Source organism: Caballeronia mineralivorans PML1(12) (assembly GCF_001028175.1).
GTDB classification, from domain to species: domain Bacteria; phylum Pseudomonadota; class Gammaproteobacteria; order Burkholderiales; family Burkholderiaceae; genus Caballeronia; species Caballeronia mineralivorans.
Genome location: NZ_AEJF01000222.1, coordinates 1 through 17729, shown reverse-complemented (window position 1 = coordinate 17729; position 17729 = coordinate 1). Strand labels below are relative to the sequence as shown.

Sequence of the window (17729 nt, the reverse complement as noted above, 5' to 3'; positions counted from 1 at the left end):
TGGAGAAGACCGGTTATGCCAGCGCTCGCGATGACCTGCTGAATGGACTGCTGGCGATTCCCGTCGTGGAAAAGGCGCAGTGGTCGGAGGCCGAAGTTCGCCAGGAGATCGAGAACAACGTTCAAGGGATTCTGGGTTACGTGGTGCGATGGATCGATCAGGGCGTGGGATGTTCGAAGGTGCCGGATATCCACGATGTCGGGCTGATGGAAGACCGCGCGACGCTGCGGATATCGAGTCAACATATTGCGAACTGGCTGCATCACGGGGTGGTGTCGGAGGCGCTGGTGAACGAGACGTTCGAGCGCATGGCGAAGGTCGTCGACAAGCAGAATGCCAACGATCCGCACTATCAGCCGATGGGTGCTCACTTTGAAACCTCGCTGGCTTTTAAGGCGGCGAAAGCGCTGGTGTTTGAGGGGCGTGCGCAGCCAAGCGGATACACCGAGCCGTTGCTGCACAAGTTTCGCCTCGGCGCGAAGGCATAGCTGCGGTGGTAATTGCGGGCCGATTTCAATACGCGCGCGTTGCACCGCGACGTCACCTTCGGCCCGCTCCGACCATCGGTCTACTCACGCGTAGATCCTGATGGGAAGCGGGTAGTTTCCAAAGCCGTGCGGCCTCTTCACCGCGTTGCGTATCGCGGCACGCGAGCACGACCTGTGCTCCTTTGCTAGCCAGGCCCAATGCAGTACGGTACCCGATGCCGCTATTCGCTCCGGTGATGAGAACTCGCTTGCCGTCTTGCGCCCAATATCTGATATCTTCCACCGTTTTTTCATGTTTGCATGGGTCGCAGCATAAGAAAGTTAAACGCCGCTGGTCCAGGAGCGATTCTTTTGTGGTCTAAATAAATCAGCTATCCTTCTCACCAAGCACGAGAATATTAACGATGGCCACCACCGTGACCACCGCCATGCCCGGGACCGCCGTGGCCACCACCGGTCCGGGCTCCGCCACCATGTCCGTGCCATCCTCCGCCGGGGTGGCTCCAATCTCCATGGTCTAGAGCACGACCACGCCGGACGCGCCCGTAGTATTCATCGCCCCAGCCGCCAATATAGACACCCCCATAACCCTGAGCATATCCATACGGATAATCCGAGACGTAACCTTCGCTATATGGCTGCGCCGACCCGTATCCGGGAGCAACGGCGCAGCCATCGACGATTGCGGCAAGAACGACAATCAGAATTAGCCTGAGCATAGTGCGGCCTCCAATGCGGCATATATCTTGTTCAAAGCGTCAAGCGGGTCCGCAGGCTCGGGGGGGATGCTAATCGACCCTTTCGTTGTTCCTGATGACGATTCACTAGAGGCAGTCTAGATGCACGACTCTGACGAATGTATGGCGTCAACATTGCAATTCAGTCACGTTCGAGATGGTCCTTGGAAAACAGATTTTCCATAACCTGTCACTTCAAGGCTCGAGCGCCCTCTACTGCGCGCCTCGCTTTATCGCAAGCAGCTCGCCGCGCGTTTTGCAGCGTGGCATCGTTTTACTGAACTCACCCAAGATCCGTCCGCGCTCTGAGAAAACGCGTGTCATTTCGGCTATTACGCCGCGAATACTTCAACGTGACAGCGCCGTCAGAACGCATCACAGTCGTTCAATCCAAGCGACGGATTAGGATCTCGAATAATTGGTAATAAAATAGTTCGTGGTCGAGTCTTAGTTTGATTTGACCGCTTCCACCCCTTCACATCTGCGTCGCGGCGCTTCATTCCATAAAGCAGACACCCTCTCTGCCGCGCGCGAGTCGGCAGAGTTTGATTGACTGGGTTACGATAAAAACGCCCTGTTGATGCCAAGCGCGCTTCAGCAAAGTCTTAACGCTTTGTGTAGATTCTCGCTTTACTTGTTTTGTACACCATAAGAAACATGTCACCCGGCAAACACCTTTATTTCGATTGTCTTCCTTAGTCCGATAAATGCAAGACGGACGCAAGCTTTTAATCCATGTCGCGTACTAGAGCGGTTCTGACGAAATGAAGATCATGAAGATTACGTAAAGCCCAATCAGAAAACCATCATGCTCATATAGCGATCTCTTAAGCGCATCGACCGTCTGCATCATGAGCAACATCGCGGCCAGGAATTCCCGGCCATCGCGTTAGCCTGTACCGAGACGCCTTTACGTTTCTCCCCCAAGCTCTGGAATTCTCATGCTCGGCCTAGTCCGCATCGCCCTTCGACTGCCCTACACCTTTGTCGTCCTGGCGATCTTCATCCTCATCATCGGTCCGCTGTCCGCGATGAAGACGCCAACCGACATTTTCCCCGACATCAAGATCCCGGTTATCAGCGTGGTGTGGCAATACACGGGCCTGCCGCCGGACCAGATGGTCGGCCGGATCACCTCGCCATTCGAACGCACGCTGACGACCACAGTCAACGACGTCGAACACATTGAGGCAGAGTCCGTCGCCGGCTTTGGGATCATCAAGATCTTCTTTCAGCCGGGCGTGAACATCAGCACTGCAAATGCGCAGGTGACCGCGGTCGCGCAAACACAGTTGCGGCAGTTGCCGGCAGGTACAACACCACCGCTGATCCTGAACTACAACGCGTCGACCGTGCCGATCATCCAGCTCGCGCTATCTGGCAAAGGGTTATCCGAGCAGAATCTCGGTGACCTCGGCCTGAATGCGGTGCGTCCGGTTCTCACGACGGTCGCCGGTGCGGCGATTCCTTATCCGTTCGGCGGCAAAACACGTCAGGTGCAGATCGACGTTGACCCAGCGGCACTGCAGGCGCGCGGCTTGTCCGCGCAGGACGTCGCCAACGCGCTTGCCGGCCAGAACCTGATCACGCCGGTGGGCACGGAAAAGATTGGCGACTACGAATACACGCTGCAACTGAACAACGCGCCGTCGGAGATCAAGGCTTTGGGCGATCTGCCGGTAAAGGCCGCCAATGGCACGACCGTCTACATTCGTGACATTGCAAACGTGCGCGACGGCAGCCCGCCGCAGACCAATATCGTGCACGTGAATGGCCGGCGCTCGGTGCTAATGTCCGTGCTCAAGAACGGCTCGGTCTCCACGCTGGGGATCATTTCCGGCATCAGGCAGCAGATCGCAGCGGGCAAAGCGTCATGGCCCGACAACCTGCAGATCGAGGCAATCGGCGATCAATCACTGTTCGTGCGCGCGGCCATCACGGGCGTGGCGCGCGAAGGCGTGATCGCAGCCGTGCTGACCAGCCTGATGATCCTGCTGTTCCTTGGCAGTTGGCGTTCGACGATCATCATCGCGACCTCGATTCCGCTCGCCATCCTCGGCTCCATCGCGACGCTTTCCGCGCTCGGCGAGACGTTGAACATCATGACGCTCGGTGGCCTCGCGCTCGCCGTCGGCATTCTTGTCGACGATGCGACGGTGACAATCGAAAACATCAACTGGCACCTCGAACACGGCAAGGAGGTGGAAACTGCGATCCTCGACGGCGCTGCGCAGATCGTCACCCCGGCGTTCGTCTCGCTGCTGTGTATCTGTGTTGTATTCGTGCCGATGTTTTTTCTGAACGGCGTGGCGCGCTTCCTGTTCGTGCCGATGGCCGAGGCCGTGATCTTCGCGATGATCTCGTCGTTCATCCTGTCGAGGACCCTGGTCCCGACCATGGCGAAATACCTGTTGAAACAGCACACGCAGGACGCTCATGAACATGAGCAGCGCCGCCCGGGCCCGCTCCGGCGCTTCCAGCAGGGTTTCGAAGCGCGTTTTGAGAAGGTGCGCAGCAGCTATCACGGCCTGCTCGAGCTTGCGCTGAACCATAGACGTCCGTTCGTTGCCTGCTTCCTGGGCTTTGTCGCCCTTTCGTTCGCGCTGGTACCGCTGCTCGGCCGCAACTTCTTCCCTGCAGTCGATGCCGGACAGATTCTGTTGCACGTCCGCGCGCCGGTCGGGGTTCGTGTCGAAAAGACCGCCCAGGTCTTCGCCGACGTCGAAGGCGCGATCCGTCAGATCATCCCGCCGTCGGACCTTGGCACGGTGGTCGACAATATGGGTCTGCCGGTCAGCGGCATCAACCTTGCGTATAACAACACCGGCACGGTCGGCTCGCAGGACGGCGACATCCAGATCGCGCTGAACGAAGGTCATCGTCCAACCGACGAATATGTTCACCTCATGCGCGAAGAGCTGCCACGCAAATTCCCCGGTGTCACCTTCTCCTTCCCGCCCGCCGACATCATCAGTCAGATTCTGAACTTCGGCTCGCCCGCGCCGATTGACCTGCAGATCCGCGGCAACAACCTCACCGCCAACTTCGCGTACGCCGATCGCTTGCTGAACCAGATCCGCCACGTGCCCGGTGTAGCCGATGCGCGGATCCAGCAATCGCAAGGCAACCCGACGTTCAACGTCGACGTCGACCGCACGCGCGCGCAATTGCTTGGCATCACCGAGCGCGACGTAACGAATAGCATGGTGGTGAACTTCGCAGGTTCCAGCCAGGTCGCGCCCACGTACTGGCTGAACAACGCAAACGGCGTGTCGTACCCGATCGTGATGCAAACGCCGCAATACAGTCTCGATTCGCTCGCCGCGCTGCAAAACCTGCCAATCACTGCCGGCGGTGGAAGCGTCGGAGGCAACGGAAGCAGGGCGCAAATTCTCGGAGGCCTCGCGACGGTACACCGCACCGGCAGCAACGAGGTGGTCAGCCAGTACAACATCCAGCCAATGGTCGAGATTTTCGCGACAATCCAGGACCGCGACCTTGGCGCGGTGTCATCCGATATCCAGCGAATCGTGCAAGAGAACGCCGACACCTTGCCGAAGGGCTCCAGGGTGACGCTGCTCGGTCAGGTGCAGACGATGAACAGCGCGTTTGCCGGGATGTTGTTCGGACTGCTTGGCGCGGTCGCGCTGATCTATCTGCTGATTGTCGTCAACTTCCAGTCATGGGCCGACCCCTTCGTGATTGTCATGGCGTTGCCGGCCGCATTGGCGGGCATCGTCTGGATGCTGTTCGCGACCCATACTACGCTGTCCGTGCCGGCGCTGACGGGCGCGATCATGTGCATGGGGGTGGCGACAGCCAACTCCATTCTGGTGGTCAGCTTCTGCCGCGAGCGCCTGGCCGAACACGGCGACGCGTTCAAGGCGGCGCTCGAAGCCGGCTTTACACGCTTTCGACCCGTGTTGATGACCGCCCTGTCCATGATCATCGGCATGGCGCCAATGGCACTCGCCCTCGGCGAAGGCGGCGAACAGAATGCACCGCTTGGCCGCGCCGTGATCGGTGGGCTGCTTTTCGCCACCACTGCTTCGCTGTTCCTCGTCCCCGTCATTTTCTGTATTGTCCACGCGCGCCCCGGGCGCGCGGCTACCCCGGCATCCGTTTCGCGAGGTCCTGCCCATGTCGTCTGAAACCGCTTTCCCCACTAATGCCCCGTCGCGGCGCAAGCTTGTTGCCGCTGGCGTGATCGGCGTTCTGATCGCCCTGGGCGTGGTCGCCGCAGGCATCACGCTTCGCGCCGTCGACGCACGAAAACTGAAAACCTGGACCGATGCCCAGGCCGTACCGACGGTCAGCCTGATCGAGCCCATGCGCGATCCGAAAGGTCCGTCGCTGCAGCTACCCGGACGGCTTGAGGCCTATTCGCAGGCACCGATTTTCGCGCGGGTCAACGGTTACCTGAAATCATGGACGGTCGATATCGGCGCTCCGGTCAAAGCAGGTCAGTTGCTCGCTGAAATCGAAACGCCCGAGCTCGACCAGCAAATACTGCAGGCACGCGCCGATCTCCAGACCGCGCAGGCCAACGCGGTAGTGGCGGGCACGACGGCCAAGCGCTGGCAAGCGCTGAGCGGCACGGATTCCGTCGCCCAGCAGGATGTGGACCTACGCACTGCTGACTACGCTGCCAAGGAGGCCATCGTTGCGTCTGCCAAAGCCAATGTGGAGCGGCTGGTCGCCACTAAGGGGTTCGCGCGGATCGTCGCCCCGTTCGACGGCATGGTGACCGCACGCGATACCGACGTCGGCGCGCTGATTAACGCCGGCAGCGGAGGCGCAGGCCAACAGCTGTTCGCCGTCTCGGAGGTCAAGCAGTTGCGCGTGTACGCGCAGGTTCCTCAGAACTACGCGCCTTCGATACACATCGGCACGACGGCTACGCTCACCGTGCCGGAATATCCGAACCAGCAGTTCAGCGCACGCGTTGTTGCGTCGGCGGACTCCGTCAGTTCCGGTTCGGGTACGACGCTAGTCCAGTTGCTGGTCGACAATTCGAACGGCAAGCTGATGCCGGGCGGCTTCGCCAGCCTGAACTTTACATTGCCCGTCGCCGCGGATTCGCTTCGGGTCCCCGCAAGCGCCCTCGTCTTCGACGGCCGTGGCGTGTCGCTTGCCACGCTCGGTGAGAACAGCCGCGTTCTGTTCAAAAAGGTGAAGATCGACCGCGACTTCGGCGACTCGGTGGAAATTGGTTCTGGAATCACCGCTAACGATCGCGTGATCGACGCGCCGCCCGACGGACTGGTCGACGGCGAAACCGTGCAAGTCGCGGTGACCGACAAGAAGGCAGCCGCACATGGTTAAGTTTGGACTTCCGGCACTTCTTGCTGGCGTGGTCGGGCTGTCCGCGTGTTCACTCGCGCCGGAATACAAGGTGCCGCCGACGCCAATCGCCGCGCAATACAAGACCGTGGGCCCTTGGACCACAGCCCAGCCAGCCGACCGCATAGATCGCAACGGCTGGTGGAAGATGTACGGCGACGCGCAACTCAACGATCTTGAACAGCGCCTGCTGACGAACAACACTGATTTGCGCGCAGCATTCGCGCACTACGCCCAGGCACAGGCTTTCGTCGCGCAGGTCGAGGCGGGACTGTACCCAACACTTAGCGCGAGCGCGGTGCCGCAGCGGGATCGTCAGTCCGATAACCGGCCATTGCGCGTGGGCGGCCCGAACGACTACACCTCTGCCACGCTCGGCGCGCAAGTCGATTACGACCTCGACCTGTGGGGCCGCGTGCGCGACTCCGTGGTGGCAGGCAAGGATGAGGCGCAAGCGACCAAGGCCGATCTCGCTTCCGTCCAGCTCAGCCTGCAGGTCGAGTTGGCCGACACTTTCATCCGCCTGCGCGGCCTCGACCAGCAAACGGAACTGCTGAACGAGACGGTCGACGCCTACGCGAAAGCCTTGCAACTCACCGAGACGCTGCATGGCAGCGGGATCGTGGCCGGCCTTGACGTTTCCCGCGCCCAGACTCAGTTGTCGTCGGCCAAGTCGCTGTTGTCGCAGAATCTGGCGCAGCGAGCACTGCTTGAACATGCGATCGCCGTGCTGGTGGGCACAACGCCGTCCACGTTCAGCCTGCCGCAGCAGACCACTGCGATCGCGCTGCCCGTCATCCCTACCGGCCTGCCCTCGACGTTGCTGCAGCGACGATCCGATGTCGCTGCAGCAGAGCGCCGGGTCGCCGAGGCCAACGCAAAAATTGGTGTGGCGCGAGCAGCTTATTTCCCGTCGATCACGCTTAGCCTTGAAGGTGGTGTGCAAAGCTCCGCCTACGCCGGGTTGGTCAGCGCACCCAACCTGTTCTGGGCAATCGGCCCTCAACTTGTGCAATACATCTTCGACGGCGGCTATCGTCGTGCGACGCTTGCTTCTGCGAAAGCGGCGACCGAGGAAGCCGGAGATCGCTACCGTAGCGTGGTGCTGGCTGCGTTCCAGCAGGTCGAAGATAACCTCTCCTTGCTGTCGTACTTCGCCACCGCGCTTAGCGAACAAACGGATGCGGCCAATGCCGCGCAGTACTCCGTCAACCTCGCATTGCAGCAGTATCGGCACGGCGCGGTCGGCTATCTCGATGTCGTGCAGGCGCAGACCGTCGCACTGGAGGCACAGCGCAGCGTGCTCGATATCCAGACCCGCCAGTTGAGCGCAAACGTGCAATTGCTGCACGCACTCGGCGGCGGATGGTCGAGCGACGAGCTCGCTCAAGTGGCTGCGGCCCCGGCACTCGTCGCAACCACGATGGCACACAACACCGATTGATGGTTTCTGCACGGCAGCGCAGAGGTTTGACGGGCACGGTCACGTAAGAGGGTCGCCGTGCGCGTATCAACTTCTTGACGATCTATCGAACGCCGAAAAATTGAGCACTTCATACTCCTTAGAATTGATATTCACGAGAAGATACGTCACTCGCTCCTTTGCACGGACGAGTTCCTTCGTCTTCGTATAGGCGCGTTTGGCGATTCAATTCGAGAGCCGTCTGGTTATCCGATAGACGGTAGCCGGCGGCAGATTTCGAACTGTCTGACCGACTCGCGTGGCTTTTAGCCGCAGACGCTCGAGAATGGGACGCGGCACGGGGCAGCGAAATCCGTAGGTAAATTGATAGAACGTCCCGTCGGGGCGAAGGTATCCGAAGGTTCCACGAAGGACCGACAGCACCTGTCGCGGCGACATGGAAAGCAACGGCAAGCCACTGACCACGGCGCCAACCGACGCGGCCGGAAATAAGTCGAGCCGGGCCAGCCGCGCCGCATCCGCCAGGAGCACCCGCGACTGCGGGAATCGATGCCGCAGGAGTCGGGCAAAGTCGGGACCATTTTCGACCAGTGTGAGCTCGGATTCCGATACACCACGATCCAGAAGCGCCTTGGTAAACACACCGGTTCCTGGACCAAGCTCGAGGATGGGACCGTCGCATGGAGATATCTCACGGGTCATCAGGCGAGCGAGCGCTTCTCCGGACGGCGCGACCGCCGAGACACGCAATGGGTCGGAAAGCCATGATCGTAAAAAGTGCTGTAAATCCGAGTTTGGACTGCCGTATGTCATGGATTGGTTTGTGCTTCGGTCTAGTGCGCGGACCATCGGTTGCGGGCGCAGGATTGCTCGAATGCAGAAACCCGCTCGTCCCCTTCTTTAACCGGCAGGATGCCTCAGTATGGAAGTACGGGCAAGACCCGGCTGTTGGGCCCAGCCGTTCGCGGGAAGAACGAAACTTTCGGGCTTCACAGGGGACGTGCGGTCTTGGCCGAACGCTGGCTTGCCAGCGAAGGGGCCAACCGCGCCGGCCACGGCACCCGCGCCAATGGCCTTGTCGAGAGAGCCGTTCAGTCCTGTTTTTGTATGAAGGCTTCGAATGCTTGGGCGTAGTCTGGATGCCACCGCGAAAGCGGCGGCCTGTTTTGGACGATGTCCTGCGCTGCCCAGATGATGCGTCGCTCGTCAAGCGAGCGGGCGACGTCATTGTCGGGGCAGAGAATATAGAAGTCGCCCGCATCCAGCCGCTCAATCATGAAATCAACCGTCTGCTCCGGCGTCCAGGCCCCTGCCGGCTTTTCGCTGCGTCCCCGGGCAGTAAGTCCCGTAAAAACAAAGCCCGGAATCAGCAAATGCGCACTGATCTTTCCGTCCGGCAGGTTGCGGAGTTCGTGCTGCAGCGCCTCGGTGAAAGCCTTCAGGGCCGCCTTCGAAACGTTATAGGCCGGGTCGCCGGGTGGAGTCGTGATGCCTTGCTTCGACCCTGTGTTGATGACCAGCCCGGGACGTCCACGTTCGATCATTGAAGGAACAAAGATCTGCGTGCCAAGAATGACGCCCGACAGATTGACTGCGAGTACTCGCTCCCAGTTGTCTGCCGGCCCGAAGATGGCGCTGCCGGGCTGGATGCCGGCGTTGTTCATCAGAATGTCTGTTCCGCCGAAGCGATCGCCGACCACCTGGTGCAGCCGGCGCAGGTCTTCGACCCGGCTGACATCCGTCTCCACGGCGAGCACGTCATCCGCTCCGTTCGCGGCAAGCATGGCGACCTCCTTGGCCGCCGCATTGAGCCGGTCTGCATTCAGATCTGCGATGCACACGCGAAGACCGAGCTGTGCGAACCGCTTGGCAGCGGCGAGGCCGATCCCGGCGGCGCCACCTGTTACCACAGCCACAGAGCGTGGAGCGAGGGCAGAAAGTGTCATGAGCAATCCTTCGTTATAGCTGTCGGGTTCGGCAGTCACCCATTTCGTTACCAGGACTCGAGACGCTTCGTGCGGTCATGCCGCATAGGCTTACGCAAAGACACAAAGCGCCTTTCGAGTAGACCTGCCATCGTGAACCGCGGACGCGGTTCCAAGAGAAAATGATGTCGCTGAGTCGCAAGATATTCAACGGGCAAACCCGAATAGATTCAGCAGAATTGAAGATCAATCGCAGTCTCTCATGCTCACGGGATCAGCCAGAGCGCCGCCGCGTAGATGACAAGCGACACGACGAATGTAATCGCCGTATAGCCCATGACGCGCTGAATCCGAATGCCGGCGATCGCAACGACGGGGACCGCCCAGAACGGCTGCAGCATGTTCGAGACATTTTCCGCCATCGCGACACCCATCGCCGTGCGCGGAACCGATGCGTGCAGGCTGAGCGCAGCGGGCAGGACGAATGGCCCCTGCACTGCCCAGTGCCCGCCGGCGCTCGGAATGAGCAGCGTGATAATCAGCGAGCTTAAAAAGCTTAATACCGGCAGCGTCACCGGTGTCGCGATCGCCACGAAGGTCTTCGCGATCATCGATGCGAGCCCCGTGCCAGTCATGATCCCCATGATGCCGCCGTAGACCGGGTATTGCAGCAGCATCGAACCAGTTTGCCTGGCAGCGCGGCGGATTGCGTCGGCGTAGGCGATCGGGGTGCGCTGCAATGCAAGGCCCGCGAGCAGGAAGATGAGGATCGTCGTGTTGATGTCGAGTTCGAAGCCTGTGGCGTGCCAGGTGATCGCGAGATAGCCAACGCCCAGAGCCAGCATGAACCACGTACCGAGTGGCGATTTTTCAGCGCGTGCCGCGAACGAAGACGTCCCCGCAGCGCGCGCATGGGGGTCCGCCTCGCTCCCGGCACCTGACGAATCGCCGGTCTGCGCATCGTTGAACGCGACAACGTTTTCCGGCTTCGGGTGCATCCAGATGAAGATAGCGGTCATGACAACAACCACGAGCACCGTCGGTATGAAGACAAACGGCGCGAAAACCGTCGCGCTCAAGGGAACCACTTGCCCCGTGGCCTTTTCCACGAGATTCAAGGCGTTGCCGTGAGAAGCCTGAGACAACGCAATCGAACTCGATAGCCCGCTATTGCATACCGACCACGCAGAGTAGCTGCCCGCGACGAGCCATGCAAAGTCCACCTTCACGCGCCGCGCGATCTCGCGCGACAACAGTGCGCCGACGATCAGGCCAAGCCCCCAGTTAAACCACGCCGCAACCGCTACGATCGGAAACACGACAAGCGCGGCGCGAGCCGGTGTCTGCACTCGTGTCGCCATGGCGCGCAAGCCTCGCTGGATGACAGACGCATCGGCGATTGCGTATCCGGTTGCAAGGATCAAGATCATCTGCAAGGCAAAGCCGAGGATGTTGAAAGTGCCCGCATACCAGGACGTGAGCACGGTCGGCAGCGAGCCATGCGGCGCGAAGGCCACGGCAAGCAGACTGACAACAACCGTCAAACCTATTGAAAGGACGAACGGGTCCGGCATGACCTGCTCGAAAACATAGACAAGACCCGCTACGACGCCTCTTTGGCGGGTGCCGGGATTCATATGATCTGAATCGGTGTGTCTATTGTCCATGTATCTGGTTCTCTGATTTTCTGGATCTCGTGCCATCGCCCCCGTCTGGACGCCCCGCTCAACGTGGTCGGACAGGGGGTGACAAGTGTGGAACACGTGCTCGCGGAGTTTCGTACTCGCAGCGTCGAACCATACTTGATTTCGAATCTATCTGCAGTGCCGGTGCCCTACGCGGTTTCGCCATCCAGGCGGGCGCATCCGCTACGCGCATTGCTCGCAACTCCGCACGACTGAGGTTGTCAGCGAACTGAAAAAGGAATTGTTATAGTCGGACTGCCGCAGGAACTCAGCTTATCCGGGACAAGTAAATGGATCTAAAGCAACTTGAGTGTTTCATTGCCGTGGCCGAAGAACGCCACTTCACGCGGGCAGCACGGCGGCTGAACGTCGTGCAGTCCGGTCTTTCACAAACAATACGGATGCTTGAAGACGAGCTCGGGGGGCCGTTGCTCATTCGCAGCACGCGCCGGGTCGATCTGACGCCCGCGGGAAAAGTTCTCTTGCAGGAAGCAGCGCACGTGCTGGCAGCGGCCCGCGAAGCACGCCTAGCCGTCACGCAAGTGCACGGCCTCGCCCGTGGACAGTTGCGCATCGGTTCGATTCAGAGCCTGGCGCCGTTCGTTGACTTGCCGGCCTCGCTAGGGCTATTTCGCAACCGGTTTCCCGGCATCGATGTCCAGTTACTGCTCGATGGTGCGACCCCCTTGCTCGACGAAGTGAACGAGGGCAGGCTCGATCTCGTCTTCACTCAACCCGGAGAAACCGGTGCCGGGATGGTGTCACGAATGCTGGCCTGCGAGGATATCGTAGTGGTCTGTTCACCGATGCATCCATTGGCCGATGGGCCCGCAACCAACATGCTCGGACTATTGGACGAAACATTTGTCGATCTCAAGCCCGACTGGGGCATGAGGCGTCTTCTGGACCGGGGCTTTGCTGCCCTTTCAGCCACCCGCACGACCGCCTTCGAAGTGAACGATGTGTCCACGCTGCTGGATCTCGTCGCTCAAGGGCTAGGCATAGCGATGGTGCCCGAGTCCATCGCGCGTGCTCGCGCAAGGGATGTTCGGGCAAGCCCGATCGCAGTGTCGAAACTGTCCGACAGTGCTGCGCCTTGCTGGGAGCTGATCGTCGCGTTCAAGGGACACAATGGACAACCATCCGATCGGATCACCAAGACCTTTCTCGATCTGCTGGTTTCAAAGAGCGGCGTCCCGGTGCAGTATCAGGCTTGACCGGTCTTATTGATTGAGGTCGTCCAGGTGGGTAACAAAAGGACGGATCTTTGCGTCCTCGGGATTGACGTACACCACATCGGTCGGCACACGCCGGGGAGCGTCAACCGTAAAAAACACGGCGGGAGACTCCAGAATCTCGGTAATCGCGTGCACGGTATTTCGCTCGAAAGTGACCAGTTGCCCGGCCGTCAGCACACGTGGATCCTCTTCTTCAATGGCAAATTTGACTTTACCGGTCAGGAGATAAAGATGCTCCTCGCACGTCTCATGGTAGTGGCGAGATATGGGGTAATAAACACGAAAGATTCGCGAGCTTGCTGAAGCCTCGTCAGTAAGGTAAGTGTCGACGATTGTGCTGACAGCCTCGTCGGGAAACGTTTTAATGATTTCATTAACATCGAAAAAATTGAACACTTTCTAGTCCTTTACATTGTTCTGCATGACGGCTGGCCTTCGTCACACGGACATTTGATAGACTTGGCGAGCCACTTCAGGTGTCACCCCGCCGTGTTCACCCAACGCCGTCATGCCGTGCTCTTCAAGCTTCGCGACGAGCGTGCCGATCGAAGCGCCGCCGATCTTGTAGTCGCGCAAGCGGGTGCCGACAGTCAGCCGCTCGAAGAACACGCGGGTTGCCGTGATCGCCCCCGTGATACGGTCCTCTTCGCTGCCTCGCGTAATATTCCAGACACGTTCGGCGTATTGCAGCAACTTTGCACGCTTCTCCTCACGACGCACGCTCAGCATCGCCGGCAGCACGATGGCGAGCGTCTGAGCATGATCCAGTCCGTGCAGCGCAGTGATTTCGTGGCCCAGCATATGCGTGGCCCAGTCCTGAGGCACGCCGGCACCGATCAAACCGTTAAGCGCCATGGTGGCGGCCCACATCAGATTCGCGCGGACCTCGTAGTTGTGCGGTTCGTCGAGTGCTTGCGGGCCAACCTCTGTCAGCGTGATCAGAAGTCCTTCGGCAAAACGGTCCTGCACGCTTGCGCCTACCGGATAGGTCAGATATTGCTCGACGATATGAACAAACGCGTCCACCACGCCGTTGGCGATTTGCCTTGGCGGCAGCGAATACGTCGTTGTGGGATCGAGCACGGAGAAGCGCGGATAAGTCGCTTCGCTGTTGAACGGGAGCTTGTCGCCGCGCGCGCGGTGGCTGATGACGCTGCCGCTATTCATTTCCGAACCGGTCGCGGGCAGCGTCAACACGCTTCCAAACGGCATTGCGTCACGCACCTCCGCCTGCTTCTCCAGAATGTCCCACGGTTCGCCGTCGAACTTCAGCGCAGCCGCAATAAACTTCGTACCGTCAATGACGGAACCTCCGCCAACTGCAAGTAGAAAGTCGATGTTCTTCTCGCGCGCCATCGCGACCGCTTGCATCAAGGTTTCGTAGATTGGATTCGGCTCGATCCCGCCGAACACGAACCATGCACGCTCCCCCAGCGCCGCTTGCACCTGGGCGAGCACACCATTGCTCTTGACGCTGCCGCCACCGGACGTAATCAGCACTCGGGCATCAGGCGGAATTTCTGCATTCAACGCGGCGATCTGTCCTTCGCCGAAGATGATCTTGGTTGGATTGCGGAAGATAAAGTTTTGCATGATGTCCTTTTGTTGAATGCGTGCGGGATCGGCCGCTAAAAGTTGATGATGTCGTGTCGCCAACAGTTATTCAATGGCAGAACCTGAATAGATTCAGCAGAAGTAGAGATCAATGGTTGTGGTACAAATAGCGCAGGCGAGCGAGAAGACCATATTCCTTAGTAATCTTAAATAAATGTCATCCAAATCGAGGATGTAGAAGTATCTTTGAGATGCGCTGCCGTTCCTCTAGCTTGGCGTCGCTCGCGCAGGCGAAGTACCAATGCGCACGGGTATACGCTTCTAATTGTGGGCGATATAGAGCGAAAGCAGACCCTCGCACGTCGTTATCAACCAAGACATGCGCGGCCTGGTGGTGCTCAATGCAAAGGTGGTGGAGCGCGACAGCCACGCGCGCGTAGCGTCGTATTGAACGTAACACCGTCAACGAGGGCTGCGCACGCAACCATCCAATCGCGAGACCGTTGTATCGCGTCTTTCAGATCACCTTCACCCACCGTTCACGCCATGTCCTTTTCCCGTGCGTTAGCGGATACGCTCGCCATGTTGCTGAATCAGCTCGATTAGCCTCTCGCGATCAATCTTCCAACGCGCCTGAGACTCACTACGAGGCCCTTTGATCTGGTCGGACGCGTCTGAGAACACATCCATCTCGACCGATTCACCCTTTTACGCCACGCATTACCATACGGTTGCGAATGGCGACGCTTCAGCTTGATCCTGTTCATCTTCGCGCTTTCTATCGTTGATCGCACCGCGCCGGAATCCACTCACGCTTACAACACTGGAGTGATCAGATGCTGGCCGACAAGAATAAGGTTCGGGTTCGGCAGGTTGTTGCGCTTCTGAATCTGGACGTACTTTGCCGCGCTTCCCAGTTGGCTCGACGCGATCAAATTCAACGTATCGCCCGCCTTGACCAAGTAGGTCTTCTCGCCGCTTGTCGCAGCAGTCGTGACGACCTGATTGCTGATGAAATACTTCCTCAACAGATTCAGATACTCGGGAGACTGCTTGACCTTCGCAATAGCGGAATTCAGATAGACGAGAAGCGTGGCGTCATCCTTGCGCACTCCGATCTTGTAGGCCAGATTCGAACCATCAAGCTTCGTGACCGCAAACGTCAGGTCGGTACCCTCGATCTCCGATACACCGAACGGGTAGTCGTAGACAATGGCATCGACCTGTCCGCCGTCCAGATAATGTGAAGTCCACGAGCGCTCACCGTTGATACTCGCATCAGACAACTCGACGATCTTGCTCGCCGGAAACGCTTTTTCCGCAAACGCTTTGACGTCCGGGTCTCCTTTCAGGATACCAACCGTCTTGCCGGCCAGATCGGCCGCCGACTTTATCGGTGACCCCTTTCGCACGATCAGCGAGTAACCAAAATCGTCGACATACGGCACCGTATAAACCACGCCACTCGGCGTGTCATCCGGGAAAGTCAGCCCGTCCATGGCAACGTCCACGACCGCGTTTCCATGTTTGTCGGACTGCGTCAATTGCGCGGGCACCGCTGGATAGGTATCCACGCCGTGGTTCGTGTCAACCTTTATGCTGCCGTGATCGCCGGAAGCAAATTCCTTCTGCGAAAAAAGCAGCTTCGCGAAGTCGACATTAAAGCCCTGCGCCTTACCGTTGTCTTCCGAGTAAAAGGGCTTCGACGGATTTTCCACGCTGACACGCACAACGCCGCTGCTAAGGATCGCTTTTAACGTGTCACTGGTCGGCGCCGGGCCTGACGGCGTGCTGGATGCCGTCTTCGGCGTGTCAGAATCACTCCACCCGCTGCTTGCTGCGCCGGCTGCCGAGACATCGGTGGCCGTGACGTGCGGCTCGCCCGTACCGAGCAAGCCCTTCACGCCCCCGTGATAGATGAACCACCCAGCAGCGAGCACGACCAGAAAGAGAGCAGATCCCAGGATTTTCTTCATGTCTTGTATGTGAATGGCTAAAGGTTGTTTTCGCGTTTCGGCGCAGGACTGCGCTTACTTCGGCTGCACGGGCGAGCCCAATTGCTGCTGCGCCGGCTGAGCTGCAATCGTGACGTCAATGGCGGCCTTTGCCTGCTGCACCTCGGAATTCTCCATCAGGGACGTTTCCATTTCGGAGAATGCCTTATTGACTGAATTCATCACTGAATCGAGAGCTGCATCAGTCTTGATCTGGGCAAACGTGTCGCTCGACTGCATGCCGGCGATCTTGTTCATCCGCTGCGCTGATTGCGACATGTCCCACAGCGCCTTCGCCCGTTCGATCGCGTCAGAAAAGCGCTGCATTTCTTGCTGAACCTGCTTGTACCGGCCTTCGCGGAAGGCAAGCAGTTTGTTCATCGTTTCCAACTGCGACTCGAAGCGACCGGCGTCTTCGGGGTACTGCTTTTTGAAAACGGTCGTCTTCTGTTCGAAGTTCTTCACTTCGGTGCGAAAGGCCGTGATGCTGTCCTTAAATTTTTCGGCCGCCTGTCTCTTTTCGTTCAATTCGTTGTATAGCGTCTCGATTGGATTCTTCTCCGCCTCGGTGACAATCATTTTGACCTTTTGGTTCGCAAACTTCATGGCAATGACCGGCGCGAAATTGATTGCCGCCAAACCCAGGACCGCGGCCACGATCAACCCAACGATCCCTTTGATCAACAAGATTGCTAGTGGCGCGCCAACGGCAATACAGAGGCCAATGATGGCCCACTTGATGATTTTCACTTTGGTCTTGTTCGAGGTCGCTTCTACGGACGTATTGCCATTCGACATTTGAATCCCCTTTGACATTTGCAACGGTTTCATTTGTTTAGCTTGTTCAATCGCCCAGCAAAGTCGCCTCTGAATGCTGTCACGGATCCTTGCCCGTGCAGCCATGATGTCCCGATTTATGTGCTCAAGCTCCAGGACAGCGGGCTACCGGCCTCTTGATGGTTCTCCTACCCGTCACATTGCCGTTTCCTCAAATCCTAATGCAGGGTTCCATAGTGGTACGCGTTGCGTACCATGTCAAGCATTAATCTTACCTTTTGTTTTGTGACCGGACATCAGGCGATCGACAGCCGCACGCGCAAGCGCAGGAAGTGGGCGATAGTCCTTCGACGTGTCCGGCATCCGATACGTTTTGAGCGCACGTGGGTTGATGCCGGCCGATTCGGCGAGTTCATCCCAAGTGACACCGAGCGCGTCCTTTGCTGATTTTAGAAATTCTTGCTGGGTAGGATTCGACATGACCGTTATGATGATACGCGTTGCGTACCATCATAACGCGCTTTGATCGCTATGAATATAATGGCGTTTTGCCTTAGCACTACAG

14 protein-coding genes and 3 pseudogenes are annotated in these 17729 nt (G+C 58.8%); 6 read left to right on the top strand and 11 right to left on the bottom strand.

Features of this window, described 5'->3' with window-relative positions:
• Positions 1-488, top strand: a pseudogene (locus EOS_RS36390) (malate synthase G); the annotation flags it as partial.
• Positions 489-615: 127 nt separating this feature from the next.
• Here EOS_RS36390 and EOS_RS45170 read toward each other — a convergent pair.
• Both EOS_RS45170 and EOS_RS45165 read right to left on the bottom strand, forming a co-directional pair.
• Positions 616-782: pseudogene (locus EOS_RS45170) on the bottom strand (SDR family NAD(P)-dependent oxidoreductase); the annotation flags it as partial.
• A 104-nt stretch (positions 783-886) separates the two neighbouring features.
• Positions 887-1207 carry a hypothetical protein gene (locus EOS_RS45165; RefSeq protein WP_075645459.1) on the bottom strand — a complete coding sequence of 107 codons (321 nt, stop codon included), beginning with the start codon at positions 1205-1207 and terminating at the stop codon, positions 887-889.
• A gap of 219 nt (positions 1208-1426) precedes the next feature.
• Here EOS_RS45165 and EOS_RS48445 point away from each other — a divergent pair.
• From EOS_RS48445 to EOS_RS36375, 4 genes and pseudogenes are all read left to right on the top strand, one after another.
• A pseudogene (locus EOS_RS48445) lies at positions 1427-1534 on the top strand (IS6 family transposase); the annotation flags it as partial.
• A 632-nt stretch (positions 1535-2166) separates the two neighbouring features.
• Positions 2167-5376 (top strand): efflux RND transporter permease subunit, encoded by a 3210-nt coding sequence (locus EOS_RS36385; RefSeq protein ID WP_047897064.1) that lies wholly within the window; start codon positions 2167-2169, stop codon positions 5374-5376.
• On the top strand, positions 5366-6550 hold the full coding sequence (locus tag EOS_RS36380) for an efflux RND transporter periplasmic adaptor subunit (protein ID WP_047897063.1): 1185 nt from the start codon (positions 5366-5368) through the stop codon (positions 6548-6550). The genes EOS_RS36385 and EOS_RS36380 overlap by 11 nt, the downstream gene beginning before the upstream one ends.
• Positions 6543-8012 carry an efflux transporter outer membrane subunit gene (locus EOS_RS36375; RefSeq protein ID WP_047897062.1) on the top strand — a complete coding sequence of 490 codons (1470 nt, stop codon included), beginning with the start codon at positions 6543-6545 and terminating at the stop codon, positions 8010-8012. Before EOS_RS36380 ends, EOS_RS36375 begins: the two co-directional genes overlap by 8 nt.
• Positions 8013-8216: 204 nt before the next feature.
• Here EOS_RS36375 and EOS_RS36370 read toward each other — a convergent pair whose 3' ends face one another.
• From EOS_RS36370 to EOS_RS36360, 3 genes are all read right to left on the bottom strand, one after another.
• Positions 8217-8693, bottom strand: a complete 477-nt coding sequence (locus EOS_RS36370; RefSeq protein WP_268760387.1) for a class I SAM-dependent methyltransferase — start codon at positions 8691-8693, stop codon at positions 8217-8219.
• Between the two features lie 389 nt (positions 8694-9082).
• Positions 9083-9937 (bottom strand): SDR family NAD(P)-dependent oxidoreductase, encoded by an 855-nt coding sequence (locus EOS_RS36365; RefSeq protein ID WP_047897069.1) that lies wholly within the window; start codon positions 9935-9937, stop codon positions 9083-9085.
• 245 nt (positions 9938-10182) lie between these two features.
• Positions 10183-11553 (bottom strand): TIGR00366 family protein, encoded by a 1371-nt coding sequence (locus tag EOS_RS36360; protein WP_047897060.1) that lies wholly within the window; start codon positions 11551-11553, stop codon positions 10183-10185.
• A gap of 338 nt (positions 11554-11891) precedes the next feature.
• On the opposite strand from EOS_RS36360, the gene EOS_RS36355 reads away from it, so the two are divergent.
• Positions 11892-12818: a LysR family transcriptional regulator gene (locus EOS_RS36355; protein ID WP_047897059.1), complete on the top strand. Its 927-nt coding sequence runs from the start codon at positions 11892-11894 to the stop codon at positions 12816-12818.
• A gap of 6 nt (positions 12819-12824) precedes the next feature.
• Here the strand turns inward: EOS_RS36355 and EOS_RS36350 are convergent, their stop codons facing one another.
• From EOS_RS36350 to EOS_RS36330, 6 genes are all read right to left on the bottom strand, one after another.
• Positions 12825-13235 (bottom strand): cupin domain-containing protein, encoded by a 411-nt coding sequence (locus EOS_RS36350; RefSeq protein ID WP_047897058.1) that lies wholly within the window; start codon positions 13233-13235, stop codon positions 12825-12827.
• Between the two features lie 42 nt (positions 13236-13277).
• Complete coding sequence (locus tag EOS_RS36345; protein WP_047897068.1) at positions 13278-14432, bottom strand: iron-containing alcohol dehydrogenase; 1155 nt, start codon at positions 14430-14432, stop codon at positions 13278-13280.
• A 178-nt stretch (positions 14433-14610) separates the two neighbouring features.
• Positions 14611-14823 (bottom strand): DUF6988 family protein, encoded by a 213-nt coding sequence (locus EOS_RS49425; RefSeq protein ID WP_407639212.1) that lies wholly within the window; start codon positions 14821-14823, stop codon positions 14611-14613.
• A 385-nt stretch (positions 14824-15208) separates the two neighbouring features.
• A complete protein-coding gene (locus EOS_RS36340) occupies positions 15209-16369 on the bottom strand; it encodes a transporter substrate-binding and LysM peptidoglycan-binding domain-containing protein (RefSeq protein WP_047897057.1) in 1161 nt (386 codons plus the stop codon).
• A gap of 54 nt (positions 16370-16423) precedes the next feature.
• Positions 16424-17290, bottom strand: a complete 867-nt coding sequence (locus EOS_RS36335) for a hypothetical protein (protein WP_235443075.1) — start codon at positions 17288-17290, stop codon at positions 16424-16426.
• Between the two features lie 132 nt (positions 17291-17422).
• Entirely contained in the window at positions 17423-17644 is a 222-nt protein-coding gene (locus tag EOS_RS36330) for a hypothetical protein (RefSeq protein WP_053064169.1), read from the bottom strand.
• Positions 17645-17729: the final 85 nt, after the last annotated feature.